This is a genomic window from Actinoplanes sp. NPDC023936, assembly GCF_040639325.1.
Taxonomy (GTDB): domain Bacteria; phylum Actinomycetota; class Actinomycetes; order Mycobacteriales; family Micromonosporaceae; genus Actinoplanes.
This window is the reverse complement of record NZ_JBEZZR010000002.1, coordinates 415,717-430,464: the sequence shown is the minus strand read 5'-3', so window position 1 is coordinate 430,464 and position 14,748 is coordinate 415,717. Positions and strand designations below refer to the sequence as shown.

Annotated in this window: 15 protein-coding genes; 9 read left to right on the top strand and 6 right to left on the bottom strand. The window is 71.4% G+C overall.

Features of this window, described 5'->3' with window-relative positions; all coding sequences use genetic code 11:
* The first annotated feature begins 68 nt into the window (after positions 1-68).
* Positions 69-1,370 carry a DUF2252 domain-containing protein gene (locus AB0F72_RS04300; RefSeq protein WP_360424887.1) on the top strand — a complete coding sequence of 434 codons (1,302 nt, stop codon included), beginning with the start codon at positions 69-71 and terminating at the stop codon, positions 1,368-1,370.
* Here the strand turns inward: AB0F72_RS04300 and AB0F72_RS04295 are convergent.
* From AB0F72_RS04295 to AB0F72_RS04285, 3 genes are all read right to left on the bottom strand, one after another.
* Positions 1,367-2,281 (bottom strand): hypothetical protein, encoded by a 915-nt coding sequence (locus AB0F72_RS04295; protein WP_360424884.1) that lies wholly within the window; start codon positions 2,279-2,281, stop codon positions 1,367-1,369. The two genes, AB0F72_RS04300 and AB0F72_RS04295, sit on opposite strands and share 4 nt — an antisense overlap.
* Positions 2,281-2,781 (bottom strand): SigE family RNA polymerase sigma factor, encoded by a 501-nt coding sequence (locus AB0F72_RS04290; RefSeq protein WP_360424881.1) that lies wholly within the window; start codon positions 2,779-2,781, stop codon positions 2,281-2,283. Before AB0F72_RS04290 ends, AB0F72_RS04295 begins: the two co-directional genes overlap by 1 nt.
* Positions 2,782-2,955: 174 nt before the next feature.
* On the bottom strand, positions 2,956-3,150 hold the full coding sequence (locus tag AB0F72_RS04285) for a hypothetical protein (protein ID WP_360424878.1): 195 nt from the start codon (positions 3,148-3,150) through the stop codon (positions 2,956-2,958).
* Between the two features lie 44 nt (positions 3,151-3,194).
* Here AB0F72_RS04285 and AB0F72_RS04280 point away from each other — a divergent pair, with 44 nt between their 5' ends.
* Together AB0F72_RS04280 and AB0F72_RS04275 are read left to right on the top strand one after the other, a co-directional pair.
* Entirely contained in the window at positions 3,195-3,968 is a 774-nt protein-coding gene (locus tag AB0F72_RS04280) for an NADH-quinone oxidoreductase subunit C (RefSeq protein ID WP_360424875.1), read from the top strand.
* Positions 3,968-4,927 (top strand): complex I subunit 1 family protein, encoded by a 960-nt coding sequence (locus AB0F72_RS04275; RefSeq protein WP_360424872.1) that lies wholly within the window; start codon positions 3,968-3,970, stop codon positions 4,925-4,927. The genes AB0F72_RS04280 and AB0F72_RS04275 overlap by 1 nt, the downstream gene beginning before the upstream one ends.
* Here the strand turns inward: AB0F72_RS04275 and AB0F72_RS04270 are convergent.
* Positions 4,892-5,494 carry a Uma2 family endonuclease gene (locus AB0F72_RS04270; RefSeq protein ID WP_360424869.1) on the bottom strand — a complete coding sequence of 201 codons (603 nt, stop codon included), beginning with the start codon at positions 5,492-5,494 and terminating at the stop codon, positions 4,892-4,894. The genes AB0F72_RS04275 and AB0F72_RS04270 overlap by 36 nt on opposite strands.
* A 106-nt stretch (positions 5,495-5,600) precedes the next feature.
* Between AB0F72_RS04270 and AB0F72_RS04265 the strand changes: the two genes are divergently transcribed.
* From AB0F72_RS04265 to AB0F72_RS04240, 6 genes are all read left to right on the top strand, one after another.
* A complete protein-coding gene (locus tag AB0F72_RS04265) occupies positions 5,601-6,248 on the top strand; it encodes an NADH-quinone oxidoreductase subunit I (RefSeq protein ID WP_360424866.1) in 648 nt (215 codons plus the stop codon).
* Positions 6,245-6,790 carry an NADH-quinone oxidoreductase subunit J gene (locus tag AB0F72_RS04260; protein ID WP_360424863.1) on the top strand — a complete coding sequence of 182 codons (546 nt, stop codon included), beginning with the start codon at positions 6,245-6,247 and terminating at the stop codon, positions 6,788-6,790. The genes AB0F72_RS04265 and AB0F72_RS04260 overlap by 4 nt, the downstream gene beginning before the upstream one ends.
* Positions 6,790-7,161, top strand: a complete 372-nt coding sequence (gene nuoK / locus AB0F72_RS04255; protein WP_360424860.1) for an NADH-quinone oxidoreductase subunit NuoK — start codon at positions 6,790-6,792, stop codon at positions 7,159-7,161. Before AB0F72_RS04260 ends, nuoK begins: the two co-directional genes overlap by 1 nt.
* Positions 7,158-9,068, top strand: coding sequence for an NADH-quinone oxidoreductase subunit L (locus tag AB0F72_RS04250; RefSeq protein ID WP_360424857.1), 1,911 nt, complete (start codon positions 7,158-7,160; stop codon positions 9,066-9,068). Before nuoK ends, AB0F72_RS04250 begins: the two co-directional genes overlap by 4 nt.
* Positions 9,065-10,582 (top strand): NADH-quinone oxidoreductase subunit M, encoded by a 1,518-nt coding sequence (locus AB0F72_RS04245; protein WP_360424854.1) that lies wholly within the window; start codon positions 9,065-9,067, stop codon positions 10,580-10,582. Before AB0F72_RS04250 ends, AB0F72_RS04245 begins: the two co-directional genes overlap by 4 nt.
* A 70-nt stretch (positions 10,583-10,652) precedes the next feature.
* Positions 10,653-12,110: a proton-conducting transporter membrane subunit gene (locus AB0F72_RS04240; RefSeq protein ID WP_360424851.1), complete on the top strand. Its 1,458-nt coding sequence runs from the start codon at positions 10,653-10,655 to the stop codon at positions 12,108-12,110.
* A 947-nt stretch (positions 12,111-13,057) separates the two neighbouring features.
* Here the strand turns inward: AB0F72_RS04240 and AB0F72_RS04235 are convergent.
* Positions 13,058-13,303 (bottom strand): hypothetical protein, encoded by a 246-nt coding sequence (locus tag AB0F72_RS04235; protein WP_360424848.1) that lies wholly within the window; start codon positions 13,301-13,303, stop codon positions 13,058-13,060.
* A gap of 125 nt (positions 13,304-13,428) precedes the next feature.
* The gene (locus AB0F72_RS04230) at positions 13,429-14,679 is read right to left on the bottom strand and encodes an MFS transporter (protein WP_360424845.1); all 1,251 of its coding nucleotides are present in this window, start codon (positions 14,677-14,679) and stop codon (positions 13,429-13,431) included.
* Between the last annotated feature and the right edge of the window lie 69 nt (positions 14,680-14,748).

The following is a 14,748-nucleotide window of genomic DNA, read 5'->3' as shown; positions in this document are numbered from 1 at the left end:
GAAAGGGTAGCGGTTTCAATCCGCCTGGACGTGCCCCTCCCGGGCGACGGCTGAGTAGCGTGATCAACATGGGTTCCCTGTCTCGTGCCGACTTCATCGTCGACGTGCTGACGCGTGAGTTCGGCGCGCTGATGGCGATCGACCCGGCCGCGTTCCGCCGCAAGTTCCGGAAGATGGCGGCGTCACCGTTCGCGTTCTACCGGGGCAGCGCCGCCCTCTTCTACGCCGACCTCACCGGCGACCACCGCGACGACAGCTACCTCGACGAGCGGACCAGCCGGGTGTGGATCCACGGTGACCTGCACGCGGAGAACTTCGGCACCTACATGAACTCGTCGGGCCACCTGGTCTTCAACGTCAACGACTTCGACGAGGCGTACGTCGGGCCGTTCAGCTGGGACCTGAAGCGGTTCGCGGCGAGCGTCGCCCTGATCGGGTACTCGAAGGCGCTCTCCGACGACAACATCACCGAGCTCGTCACCCGGTTCGCCCGGTCGTACCTGACCGAGCTGCGGGCCATCGCGCACGGCGGCGACGACGCGATCGGCTCGATCACGCTGGAGAACGCGGACGGCGTGCTGCGCCGGGTGCTGCAGCAGGCCCGGCTCAACACCCGGGTGGACCTGCTCGCCGGGCAGACCGTGATCGACGACTACGAGCGGCGGTTCTCGATGGGCGACGGCGTCTACGACGTCGACGGCCCGACCGAGGTGGCGGTGCGCGCGGCCTTCGACAGCTACCTGAGGACGCTGCCGGAGCAGTCCCGGCCGGTCTCCACCAACATCAAGGACATCAAGCTGCGCAAGGGCGTCGGCATCGGCTCGGCCGGCCTCCCGTCGTACAACCTGCTGCTGGAGGGGCACACCGAGGCGCTGGAGAACGACGTCGTCATCTACATGAAGCAGGCACAGGTGCCGGCCGTCGCCCGCTGGATCGACGACGAGCGGGTCCGGTCGTACTTCACGCATCAGGGCCACCGGACCGCCGAGTCGCAGCGGGCCCTGCAGGCGCACGCCGACCCGTGGCTGGGCTTCACCGAGCTGGACGGGGTGGGTCAGCTGGTCGCCGAGGTCTCCCCGTACGCGGCGGACCTGGACTGGTCCGATGTGAACGAGCCGGAGGAGCTGACCGGTGTGATCGCCGACCTGGGCCGGGCGGTGGCCCGGATGCACTCGGTCGCCGACGACGAGTCCAGCCACGATCTGGTGGACTTCTCCACCGAGGAGGCGATCGTCGCGGTGGTCGACTCCGACGAGGCGGGTTTCGTCCGGCACCTGGTGGAGTTCGCCCACAGGTACGGTGACCAGGCCCGCGAGGACCATCAGGACTTCGTCGACGTCTTCCGCAACGGCCGCCTCCCCGGCCTCTAGAGCTTCTCCACCCGGATCGCCCCGGCGCTGCGGCCGTACGCGTCGGCGTCCGGTTCGAGCGCGGTGTACAGCCCGCGGGCCGGGAGGTCGTAGGTCAGCGAGGCCGTCGTTCCGCAGCGGATCTTCACGGTTTTCGGGTCCACCGGCACTGCGCCTTCGGGCGACCGGCCGACCGTGAGCGTCGCGCTGCCGTATCCGACACAGGCCGCCCGGATCCGGTACCGGCCGGGTTCCGCGGTCGAATCCTGGGCCGCCTCGCTGTGCGCGAGGTAGGAGGACATGGTGCTCAGCGCGCCGCTGTCCGGCAGCATGGCCACCGCCTCCTGCTGGTACCGGGCCTGGTCGCCGTCGGCGAGCACCGGAAGGTACCCGAAGACCGCCTGGTCCACCTGCGGGCTGATCGCGATCGTGACCGTCGCGCGCGGCTCGGCGACGGTCAGCGGCACGGTGAGCACCGTCGTCTGGGCGGTGTCACACCCGACGGTCGCCGGGGTCGACCCGATCGTGACGTTGATCGACCCGGTGCCGAAGCAGACCATCTTCACGTCGTATCGGCCGCCCAGCAGGTCCCGGGTGGTGCCGAGGCGGCCACCGCCGTCGAAGAAGGTGATCCCACCGGGCTCCGGCCGCTCCGGGTCACCGATCCCGAGGGCCATGGCCACCCGCTCGGTGGTCGCGGCGACCGGGAGCGGGGCCGGCGGGCCGGCGGGCGTCGCCACCGGCACCGAAGCGTCTGGCCGGACCACGGCGACCAGCCCGGTCACGGCGAGCACCGCGACCGCCGCGGCGGCGGCGAGAGTGGACCGGCGGCGCCGAGCGGCCCGCCGCAGCGGACCGGTACCCGGCGGCATGACCGTGGGCAGCGTCTCGGCGCGCAGGTCCGCGAAGAGTTCCTCGATCCGGTCGGGCATCACGCACCTCCAGCGCTGTCGGAAAGGTCGGAGACATCGAGCTGGGCGGCGAGTGCGGCCCGTCCCCGGTGCAGCCAGGACTTCACGGTTCCGATCGCCACCCGCTCCCGCTGGGCGATCTCGGACACCGGCATGTCGGCCAGGTAGTGCAGGACCAGGGCGCGGCGCTGGCTGTCCGGCAGCGTGGTGAGCGCGGCGACCAGCGCGACCCGCTCCGGGCCGGGACCCTCCGATCGGGGCTCGGCCCGCCGCTGCCGGCCGAGGAAGCTGAGCGCCGTCCGGGCCCGGCGCCAGCGGCTGACCGCAAGGTTCCAGGCGACCCGGCGGATCCAGGCGACCGGATCGTCGTACCCGGAAATGCTGTTCCACCGCAGGAGCGCGCGGTAGAACGCCTCCTGGACCACGTCCTGCGCTTCCTGGCGATCCCCGAAGTACGCGTACAGCTGCACGGTGAGATCGGCGTAGTGGGCGGCGTACACCTCGTCGAAGGATGGGCGCACGGCGATCCGCGTCTCCGATCCACGTGTGGCGATGGCTGTCACGGCGACTACACGCCGCGGCCTGGCGGCCGGTTGCACCCGGCCACCGGCAATCTTCAGCGGGGGTGCAGCGCCCATCCAGTCTCCGCCCGTTCCGAGGGCGCAGCCTGGTAAAGCGTCCAGAACTCGACGTTCTTACCGAGCGCTCCGGGCAGGTCGACGTCCTTGCGGATCGGTGGCCAGGAGCACGCGACCGTACGCGTACAACTGCACTGCCAGATCCGTGTAGTGGGCGGCGTACACCTCGTCGAAGGTCGGTGGGTCGTCTCGGGCGGCGATGGGTTTCTCCGGTTCGGCGATGGCGGTCACGAGGAATACACGCGCGTGCACGGGGGAACGTTGCGACGGCCTCCGGCGACCATAGGATGTGGCGCATGACGCCAGAAGAGGTCGGCGACCGCATGGTCACCCTGCTGGCGACCGACCAGCTCCCGCTCAACGCGACGGCGGGTGTCTCCGGCGGCGGTCCCGGGCACGCCCGCGCCGTGATCGACGTGCCGGTGGGCCGCTGGTGGTACGCCGCGGAGCTGGCCCGCGACCCCGGCGCGATCGGCTGTGACTTCTTCGACTGGCTCTCCGCCGTCGACGAGCTGGACGAGGGCTTCACGGTGATCGCCCACCTCTGGTCGGTGCGGCGCAAGCACGGCGTGCTGCTGCGGGCCCGGGTCCCGCGGGACGAGCCGGAGATCGAGTCGCTGGTGGACCTCTATCCGGGCGCGGACTGGCACGAGCGTGAGACGCACGAGATGTTCGGCATCGGGTTCGCCCGCCATCCCGGACTGCGCCCGCTGCTGCTGCCCCCGGAGTTCGAGGGGCATCCGCTGCGCAAGGAGTTCGTGCTGGCCGCGCGGGTGGCCAAGCCGTGGCCGGGCGCCAAGGAGCCGGGTGAGTCGGAGGGCGGCGGCGCGAAGCGTGCCCCGATGCGCCCGCCGGGCGTCCCCGACCCGAACGAGTGGGGCCCGATGAAGGGCAAGGTCGCCCCACCGGAACGCCCCGCGCGCGGCGAGCGCCCCGCCCGCCCCGCAGGTGAGCGCCCTGCTCGTCCCGCGGGTGAGCGCCCCGCCCGCCCGCCGCGTCCGGAGAGGCCGACCGGGGGGACCGAGAGGCCGACCGAGGGGACCGAGAGGCCGACCGAGGGGACCGACTGATGCCGCTCTGGCTGGACCTGCTGATCCGGGTGGTCGCCGTGATGGCGGCCTTCCTGGTTCTCCCGCTCGTGGTCGGTCAGGCCGAGCACAAGGTGATGGCGCACATGCAGGGCCGGCTCGGCCCGATGTACGCGGGCGCCTTCCACGGCTGGGCCCAACTGGTCGCCGACGGTGTGAAGTTCGTGCAGAAGGAGGACATCACACCCCGCGAGGCGGACCGTGCCGTCTTCCGGCTCGCCCCGATCGTGGCGCTCTTCCCGTACCTGATCGTGTTGCTGACCGTGCCCCTCGGACCCGGCGGCCTGGTCGCCCAGAGCTTGGACATCGGGTTGTTCCTGGTCCTGGCCGTGCTCGGGATCGGCGTGGTGGCCGTGCTGATGTCGGCGTGGAGCTCGGCGAACAAGTACAGCCTGCTCGGCGGCGTGCGGGGTGCCGCGCAGCTTCTCGGGTACGAGTTGCCGCTGGTCCTGGCCGCGGCGAGTGTCGCGATGGCGGCCGGCACGCTGAGCCTGCCCGGCATCGTCGAGGCGTGGCGTCCGTGGTGGCTGATCTGGCAGGCCCCGGCCGCGCTCGTCTTCTTCGTCGCCGGCCTCGCCGAGATCCGCCGCCCGCCGTTCGACATGCCGATCGCCGACTCCGAGCTGGTCTTCGGCTACATGACCGAGTACACCGGTCTGCGCTTCGCGTTCTTCCTGCTCGCGGAGTACGTCGGGATCGTCGTGATCGCGGCGCTGACCACTGTCCTGTTCCTGGGCGGCTGGCACGGCCCGAACCCGGATCAGCTCGGCTGGCTCTGGACCCTGCTGAAGATCTTCGCCCTGTCCTTCGTGATCATCTGGCTGCGGGTGAGTTATCCCCGGCTGCGCGAGGACCAGCTGCAACGCCTCTGCTGGCTGATCCTGGTCCCGACCGCCCTGGCCCAGTTAGTCCTGACCGTCGCCGTGAAATCCCTGACCTGAGGCCAGATGGCGGGGCGTCAGCCGCTTGACCGGGATGTCGATCGGCCACGGTTCCAGGGTGCGGATCCGGCCGTCGAAGATCTCGACCGGACGGTAGATCCCCGGCTCCGGGTCGAGTTTCTGCGCGTGCACGACGATGCCGTTGGTCGTCTCGATCCGCCAGTAGTAGGGGATCCCGGCCGAGGCGTAGAGCGCCGGCTTGGTGACCCGGTCCATGGCCAGCGACGTCGGCGACACGATCTCGACGGCGAGCACGACCTCTTTCGGCGTGTAGTAGCGCCCGCGGCGCTGCGCGGCCTCGTCCGTAGCGACCAGCACGTCCGGGATGAACGACCGGGTGGGACTGATCCTGATCTCCACGCCCTGCGTCACCTGAAGGTCGCTGGGGCAGCTCTCTTCGAGCGCCACCATCAAGCGGCCGACGATGATCTGGTGGATGTCCGTGGGGGAGGGTGACACGAGCAGCACTCCATCGAGCAACTCGCGGCGCAAGCCGTCATCGGGCAGATCTTCAAGATCTTCAGCGGTCCAGCCGCCAGCGCGCGGGAACTCGATCGCCGCGGTCATGTGAACCTCCGGGAGGGGGCCATGTCACCCGTACCGCCCACGTTACTCCGAAAACCGGCGAGCCCGAGGTCGCGTCACCCGTCCGGACCGGGCAGGATATGCCCTTGTGACGGATAACGGCGACCGCGACCTGCCCGGCAAGGGTCTGCTCGACGGGCTCGCGGTCACTTTCAAGACGATGACCAAGCGGTCCACCACCCAGCAGTACCCGGACGTCGAGCCCGATCTGCCCCCGCGCTCCCGCGGCGTGATCGCGCTGTCCGAGGAGAACTGCACGGTCTGCATGCTCTGCGCCCGCGAGTGCCCGGACTGGTGCATCTACATCGACTCGCACAAGGAGGAGGTCGTCGTCCCGGGCGCGGCCCGCGCCCGCCAGCGCAACGTGCTCGACAAGTTCGACATCGACTTCGCCCTCTGCATGTACTGCGGCATCTGCATCGAGGTCTGCCCGTTCGACGCGCTGCACTGGACGCCCGAGTTCGAATACGCCGAGACCGACATCCTCTCCCTGCTGCACGACAAGGACCGGCTGGGTGAGTGGATGCGCACCGTGCCGCCGCCGCCGGCACACGACGTGCTCGGCGAGCCGAGCAAGGAGGAGGCCACGGCGGCCCGCAAGGCCGCAGGCCCCGGCGCGGCAACTGCCGCCAAGACCGCAAGACCTTCTCCGGTACGCGCATCACCTCCCACAACCGCACCGAAAGCCGTCACCCGGGAACCCGGTGACGAAGCCGCCCCGGAGCAGGCGCAGTGACCGTTTCCGACGTGCTGCTGCTCGCGCTCGGCGCGCTCGCGGTCGGTTCCGGCGCGCTCGTCGTCACCAGCAAGCACCTGGTCCGATCCGGCCTCTACCTGGTGGTGAGCCTCGGCGCGATCGCCGGCCTCTACCTGGTCCTCGGCGCGGAGCTGGTCGCCTGGGTGCAGGTCCTGGTCTACGTCGGAGCGGTGGTCGTGCTGCTGCTGTTCGCGGTGATGCTGACCCGCGCGCCGATCGGTCCCTCGGCCGACCTGGACCGCCCGGCCTTCCCGGCGATCCTGATCGGCGGCGGCACCGGCCTGGGCCTGGCCGCGCTGTTCGCCGACGCGTTCCACTGGGTGCGCTATCCGGAACCCGAGCCGGGCACCGCCGAACGGGTCGGCGAGCAGATCTTCGGCGCCTGGGTGCTGCCGTTCGAGGTGCTCTCGATCCTGCTGCTCTCGGCGCTGGTCGGCGCGATCATCCTGTCCCGGCCGGACCTGGGCGCCCGGAAGGAGCCGGTCGACGAGGATCCGGTCGACGAGGGGGTGGACGCCTGATGCACGTCGTCATCCCGTACGTGGTGGGCGCCCTGCTCTTCGGCCTCGGTGTCTACGGCGTGCTGCGCCGGCGCAACGCGATCCTGGTCCTGATGGCGGTCGAGCTGATGCTCAACGCGGTGAACCTGATCCTGGTGACCGCCGACGTCTCGCTGCGGTCCGCGCTGACCGGTGTCGCGATCGAGTCGTGGGCCCGCCCGGGCGCGGCCGCCCCGGGCACCGGCGGTGTCTTCGCGCTGTTCGTGATCGTGCTGGCGGCCGCCGAGGTGGGCGTCGGCCTCGCGATCGTGCTGCAGTACTACCGGATGCGGAACGCCGTGATCACCGACGAGGTGCGGCTGGACGAGGACGAGGAACGGGTGGCCGGGTGAGCGTCGACGTCGCCGGGCCGCTGCTCCCCCTCGTACCCCTGCTCGCTGGTCTGCTCGGCCTCCTGCTCCCGCCGGGTGACGCTGCGGGGGCACGCCGGAGGATCGCCGCCGGTCTCGGCATCGCCGGGGCGGCGGCCGCCCTGCTCCTCGCGATCAGGCTGCTGGTGGCGGGCAGCGAACCGTTCGAGACCGGGCTGGAGATCGCGCGATTCGGCGACTTCGCTGTCGGCTTCGGCGTCGCGATCAGCCCGGCCGTGGTCTACGTGGCGCTGGCGGTGAGCCTGGTCGCGCTGCTCGTGCAGGTCTACTCGGTCACCTACCTGCACGACGACCCCCGGTACGCGCCCTACGCCGCCCAGGTCAGCCTCTTCACCGGCGCGATGCTGCTGGTCGTCACGTCACACGACCTGATCGTCCTGCTGGTCGGCTGGGAGGTGATGGGCGCCTGCTCCTACCTGCTGATCGGCCACGACCGGCGCCTGCCGGAGGCGCCCGCCGCCGCGGTGAAGGCGTTCCTGGTCACCCGGGTCGGTGACGTCGGGTTCCTGCTCGGCATCGCGGTGCTGATCACCCAAGCCGGCAGCACCCGGCTGAGCGACGTTCTGGGTACCGATTTTGACACCACCACCCTGACCGCCGCGCTGCTGCTGGTGCTCGCCGGGGTGGCCGGCAAGAGCGCCCAGTTCCCCCTGCACACCTGGCTGCCGGACGCGATGGCCGGCCCGACCCCGATCTCCGCGCTGATCCACGCCGCGACGATGGTCGCGGCCGGCGTCTACGTGGTGTTCCGGCTCTACCCGCTCTACGAGCAGTCCCCGGCCGCGCTGGCGACGCTCGGCGTGCTGGCCGCGATCACGATCCTGCTCGGCGCGCTCGCCGCCACCGCGCAGGACGACATGAAACGGGTGCTGGCCTGGTCGACGGTCTCCCAGATCGGTTACATGACCGCCGCCCTCGCGGTCGGCTCGCCCGCCGCCGCGCTGTTCCACCTGCTCACCCACGCCGCTTTCAAGGCGCTGCTCTTCCTCGCGGCCGGTGCGGTGATCCACGCGGCCGGCACGAACTACCTCTCCCGGATGGGTGGCCTGCGCACGCGGATGCCTGTGACGTTCTGGTCGTTCGTGATCGGCCTGGGCGCGCTGGCCGGGCTGCCGCCGCTGGCCGGCTTCTGGTCGAAGGAGACAGTGCTGACCGCGGCCGCGCACGCCACCGAGGGCACCGAGGCAGTCCCGGTCTGGGCCGGGTGGGTGGTCTGGCTGGCCGCGCTGCTCGCGGTCGGGATCACCGCCTGGTACGCGACGAGGCTGCTGCTCCGGGCGTTCTTCGGGGTGTCCCGGGAGCACGGTCCGGACGGGCCGGACTGGGAGGTCGGCTTCGACGACGCCCGCTACCAGGCGCCGCTCACCCCGCACGACCCGCCGTGGCCGATGCGCGGGCCGCTGCTGGTGCTGCTGGTGCCGTCCGCGCTGCTCGGGCTGGCCGCCTACGCACCCGGTTTCCGCACCTCGCTGGGGCTGGACGACCCGCACCTCGGCGTCGCTGTCGCGTTGCCGATGCTGCTGCTCGCCGCGGGCGCCGGCGTCGCGTGGTGGATCTGGTGGGCGGCGCCGGGCGTGGACCCGGCGCTCGCCCTCGGCCGGGCCCGCCCGCTGTTCGCCGACGGCTTCCACCTGGACGCCGTCCAGCACCGGTACGTCGTGGTCCCGGTGCGCTTCCTCGCCAAGTGGGTGACGACCGGTGACGAGAAGATCGTGGACGCCGCCGTGACGGGCGCCGGCGCCGGAACCCGGGGTCTCGGCGGCCTGTTCGCCGAGGGGCACCGGATCGCCCTGCCGGGGGCCGCGCTGCTGGTCCTGCTGGGCGGCCTGGTCCTCGGCATCGTCGCCTGGCTGGGGGCGCTCGCATGACGCTGACCACCGACTCCTGGTCGTTCCTGCTCGTCGCGATGCTCGCCGTCCCGGCCGCCGGCGCCGCAGTGGTCGCGCTGGTCCCGGCCGCTCACGACCGGCAGGCCCGGATCGTGGCGACAGCCTTCGCGGCCGTCACGTTCCTGCTCACGCTCGCCGTGCCGGTGGTCGTCCCGGACGAGTTCGGCTGGTTCTCCATCGACGGCGTGCCGGGTCTCGTGCCCTGGCTGAACCTCGAGCTGCCCTGGGTGCCGGCGCTCGGGCTGGAGTTCCATCTCGGCGTGGACGCGATCTCGTACCCGCTGGTGGTGCTCACCGGGTTGCTCACGCTGCTCTGTTGCGCGTACACCGTCAAGACCGGCGCCCGCGCCCTGGCCGCCCTCCTCCTGGTCCTGGAGGTGGGCATCCTCGGCACGTTCCTGGCCCTGGACCTGATCCTCTTCTTCATCTTCTTCGAAGTGGTCCTGCTGCCCATGTACGCGGTGATCGCGGGCTGGGGCGGGCCGGACCGGCGCCGGGCGGCCCGCAAGTTCGTCCTCTACACGCTGGCCGGGTCGGTGCTCCTGCTGATCGGCGTGGTGACGGTGGTGTCGCAGGCAGGCACCGGCGACCTGACCTTTTTGACCGATGCGTCGCCGCTGAGCCGGAACGTGCAGTGCCTGGTCTTCGCCCTGTTCGCGGTCGCCTTCGCGATCAAGGCGCCGCTCTGGCCGCTGCACACCTGGCTGCCCGACGCGCACACCGAGGCGCCCACTGCCGGTTCGGTGATCCTGGCCGGCGTGCTGCTGAAGATGGGCACGTATGGCCTGATCCGGGTCGGCGTCGGCGTGGCGCCGGACGGGGCGAGCTGGGCCGCGCCGGTGCTCGCGATCCTGGCCGTCGTGGCGATCCTCGCCGGCTCGCTGATCTGCCTGCGGCAACGTGAGCTGAAACGGCTGATCGCCTACTCCAGCGTCGGGCACATGGGTTTCGTGCTGCTCGGCATCGCCACCCTCACGGTCACCGGCATCCAGGCCGCGCTGATCGGCAACGTCGCGCACGGCCTGATCACCGGGCTGCTGTTCTTCCTGGTCGGGACGATCAAGGACCGTACCGGGACCGGCTCGCTCGACCAGCTCAGCGGCCTGCGCGAACATTCGCCCCGGCTGGCCGGCCTGCTCGGCTTCGCCGCGATCGCCTCGCTCGGCCTGCCGGGCCTGGCCGGCTTCTGGGGCGAGGCGTTCGCGGTGGTCGCGGCGGTGCAGCGGGACGACCCGTTCTGGGTGACCTGCGGTGTCTTCGCCGCCGTCGGCGGCGCGCTGACGGCCGCGTACTTCCTGCGCCTGCTGCGGCGGGTCACGCACGGTCCGGCAACCCCGGCGGTACGGTCGTCGCGCTCGGCGATCAGCGCGGGGGAGTGGGTCGCGTGGGCGCCCCTGGTCCTGCTCACCCTGGCCGTCGGCGTGGCCCCGGCCCTGATCCTCAGCGGAACCGACCTGCCGATCGTCTCTCTCCTCGGAGGTGGCCGCCCGTGATCAGCGCCGCCGTTCCCCGCGCCGCCCGCGTCTCGCGTGCCGCGGGCGTCGCTTGCCACGGAGTCCGCCCATGAGCAGTCAGTCTGTTGGACATTTCGCCCTTATCCCGTTATATGTAGCAGCGGGCACCGCGATCCTGGCGCTGCTCGCCGACCTCTTCACCGGCCGCCGCGCCGTGATCGCTGGCGTCACCCTGCTCGGCACGCTCGCCACTGCGAGCGGCGCTCTGCTGACAGCCGGAGCCGACCCCACGTTCTGCGCCGGCGGCGGCTGTTCCTGGACACCTTCCGGCGCCGCGGCCACCACCGCGGTGCTCTTCGCCGGGCTGACCGCCGGGGTGCTGGCGTTCTCGCTGCCGGCCCTGCGGCTCGGCATCGCGCCGGCCGGCGAGTTCTGCTTCCTGCTGGCCTGCTCGATGACCGGCGGCGTGACGGTCGCCTACGCCGGCGACCTGATCACCCTGATCGTCGGCCTGGAGACGCTGACCCTGCCGCTCTACGTGCTCGCCGGCCTGCGCCGCTTCGCACCCGGCGAACGCGCCACCGCCGCCCCGGCCGCCGCCTCGGTCACGTTCTTCCTGATCAGCGTCGTCTCCACGGCGATCGCGCTGCTCGGGGTGGCGCTCAACTACGCGGCGACCGGCGCCGTGCACCTGGCCCTGCTCGGTCCCGCCCCGGCCCCGTTCGCCCAGATCGCCGGGGTGGGCGCCGCCCTGCTGGTGATCGGCCTCGCCTTCAAGGTCGCCGCGGTCCCGCTGCACGCGTGGGCGCCGGCCACCTACGACGGCGCCCCGGTGCCGGTGGCCGCGTACCTCTCGACCGCCTCCAAACTCGGCGGCGTCCTCGCCCTGGCCGCCGTGGTCTCCCGCCTCGACACCCGCGCCGGGGTCATCGTGCTCGCCATCCTGACCATGACGATCGGCAACCTGGTCGCGCTGAGGCAGTCCCGCATGGTTCGTCTGCTCGCCTGGTCCTCGATCGCCCAGGCCGGCTACATCCTGGCCGCCCTGGCACTCGGCGAACCCGGTGTCGTGGCCGCCCTCGCCTACGCCGCCTTCTTCGTCATCCTCGAACTGATCGCCTTCGGCGTGGTCGTGGCCCTGCGCCACCCGGGCGCCGACGGCGGTGCGATCGACGACTACCGCGGCGCCGGTCGCCGCAGCCCTTGGCTGGGCGCCGCACTGGTCCTGGCCCTGGCCGGCCTAGCCGGTCTGCCACCCGGACTGGCAGGCTTGTTCGCGAAGCTGTCCGTGGTGGACGCCCTGGTCGACGCGAACTGGACCTGGCTGGCCGGCATCGTGGTGCTCAACGCCGTGATCGCCCTGGCGTACTACGTCCGCGTCGCCGCCGCCCTCTACACCCTCCCGGCCCGGGTGGGTCTGTCAGTGGCCGACCCGGTCCTCATGGACGCGGCCGTCCACCCCCGGCTACCTGTGGCCCGCCCGGTAGCGGTAACGCTGGTAGCGGCGGTCGCGGTCGCGGTGGCGCTGGGTTTCGCTCCCCAGCTCCTCTTCGACGCCCTGTCCTGACCGGCGTCCGCGCTCTGCACGCCGAATCCCTCGCTGGCGCTGATGTCGGGCGCGTGCGGCTTTCGGGCCGGCGCGCGAGAGCGGCCCGTCAGTCAGTGCCCATGACCGTCACCCGGTGTGTCGGCGAGCGGGGTAAAGACGGCGCTTTGTGGAAATCTGCGGACGGTCCAGGCCCCTCAGAATGACGCACAGCGCAAACGCTCCGCCCTTGCAGTGACCGATCGTGACACCGGGGCGGGCGCAGCGGGTCGTCGGAATCAAGAGTGCGGGTCGTCGGAATCAAGAGTGCGGCATTCGTGCATCGAGCGAGCCAGCCGGTATCCGTGCCGTCATGATAAATGCGATAAGTCGGGTATACGGCCGACCTGTGAGCGCATGCGCGAGGCCAGTCGCGTGAGCACATGCGAGAGCCAGTCGCGTGAGCTGGGCACCACCCCAGGCATGGCGAGCGGACACGAACAGCGAACGCGGGCGCTGACCGCCATCCGCAGAGATGCTGCGAGCCGTAGTCAGTGGCGGTTATTCGAGTGTGATGACCAGGCTGAGCTACGGCTGACTGCCGCGAGCCGTAGTTCAGGCAGGTCGCCGGGCTTGTTTAGGTGCGTGGGCGACGGCCGGGTGCCGTGAGCCGTAGTTCAGGCAGGTCGCCGGGCTTGTTTAGGTGCGTGGGCGACGGCTGACTGCCGCGAGCCGTAGTCCAGGCAGGTCACCGGGCGTGTTTACGTGCGTGGGCGACGGCTCGGTGCCGCGAGCCGTAGTGCACGCAGGTCACCGGCCTTGTTTACGTGCCTGCGCTACGGCCGGGTGCTGCGAGCCGTAGGTGGTGACGGTTATTCGGCGTGATCACATGGCTGGGCTACGGCTGGGCGCCACCCCGTGCCACTCAGCTCAAGTTGATCTTGGACAGTGCGCTGCGTGTCCCGGTCCCGCGAGATCGCGGCCTCGCATCACAGCGCCTCCCGCAGGATCCCCACCAAGCCACCAAGGGCGATCGACCCCAGGATGATCAGGGCGGATATCCGGAATACCCTCCGGCCGATCCGGGCCATCCGGCTCGTTCCGGTGCCCTCGACGATGCCGCCCATCATGTCGGTCTGCGACGCGATGGAGAACGGGTTGGCGTCCGTCTCGACGTAGGAGCGCTTCAGCCACTCACGGTCCCGGTCCGAGCCCGGATCCTGGATCGTTCCCATAGGGACAGTGTGCGCGGCGGCGCAAGAGCCCAGCCACGCACCGGTAGCGAAACCCGCCGGACGGCCTCGGGCCGGCAGACGGTCGCGCGGACTCTCGGGGACGTGTCGGCTGCGGTTGGGAACGGCTAGGACCGTACCCATTGCTCGGCTGTGACCCGGTCGGCGCGCGCCATCGAGCCCTCCGGCAGGGCGGCCACCGCCGCCGCGGCCAGGACCACCGCTCCGGCGAACGCGAAGGACCAGGGGAGGCCGCCGGGCTGGTCGACGATCACGCCGGCTATCGCTCCGCCGGCGGCGCTGCCGGAGACCGAGACGGTGACCATCCAGGTGTAGGCCTCGTTCAGCATTCCGGCCGGGGCGAGGCGGCCCACGAGGCTGTTCTCGACGGTGAGGGCGGGTGCGATGGTGGCGCCGCCGATCACCAGGGCCGCGCCGAGCCAGAGCGGGCTGGGCATGAGCGCCAGGATCAGGAAGCTGGCGCCGACCGCGGCGAGCAGCCAGGCGAACTGGCGGGTCAGCGCCATCGCGGGGCGGCGGGTGCCGAACCAGATGCCGCCGATCGCGCTGCCCACGCCCCAGAGGCCGAGGAGGACGCCGCCCAGACTCTCGCCGCCGCCGTGCTGGCCGGCGTAGGCGGGGACGATGACGCCGGCCGCGCCGAACGCCACGCCGAGGGCGGTGACGCAGACCAGCAGGTGGGGGAAGCCGCCGGCGCGAAGTGGGCCGAGGCCCTTCGCAGCGTGCTCGGCGCCGTGGTCGGCCCGGTGCCGCATCACCGGGAGACGGGCGACCCACAGGGTGCCGACGAGGGTGGCCACGGCCGCGCTGAGCAGAGCGGAAGCCGGCTCTCCGGTGATCACCATGAAGGCGGCCACCAGCATCGGGCCGAGGACGAAGACGAGTTCGAACAGGGACGTCTCGGCGGCCAGGGCGGCGGATCGCAGGCCCTGCCGGCCGGAGAGCGGTGACGTCATGTCGGTCCAGGCCCGGCGGATGGCCGCGGTCAGCGGAGGGTACGTGGCCCCGGCCACCGCCGTCGCCAGGAAGATCCATGGCAGATTGCCGGCGCCGCCGCGGCTGGCGAGGACCAGAGCGCCCAGCGCGAGCGGGTGCAGCACGGCCGTCGCCAGCAGGATGGGCGCCGCCCCGATCCGGTCGGCGAGGCGTCCCGCGATCGGGCTCAGCGCGGCGCCGGCCAGGGCGTAGACGCCACCGGCGAGACCGGCCGCCGCGTATCGCCCGGTGGCCTGCTCGACCAGGAGCAACAGGGCCAGCGGTGTCATGCCGATACCGAGCCGGGCGAGGATCCCGACCACCAGCAGAACCCGTCCGCCCGGTAGCTGCCACACGCCAAGGTACTGACGTAATGCGGTCACGGGCAGGCCTCCGGAATCAGCTTCGGTAACGGGTGAAACGCGTTCCGAGGCTAACGCCGGAGGCCTGAT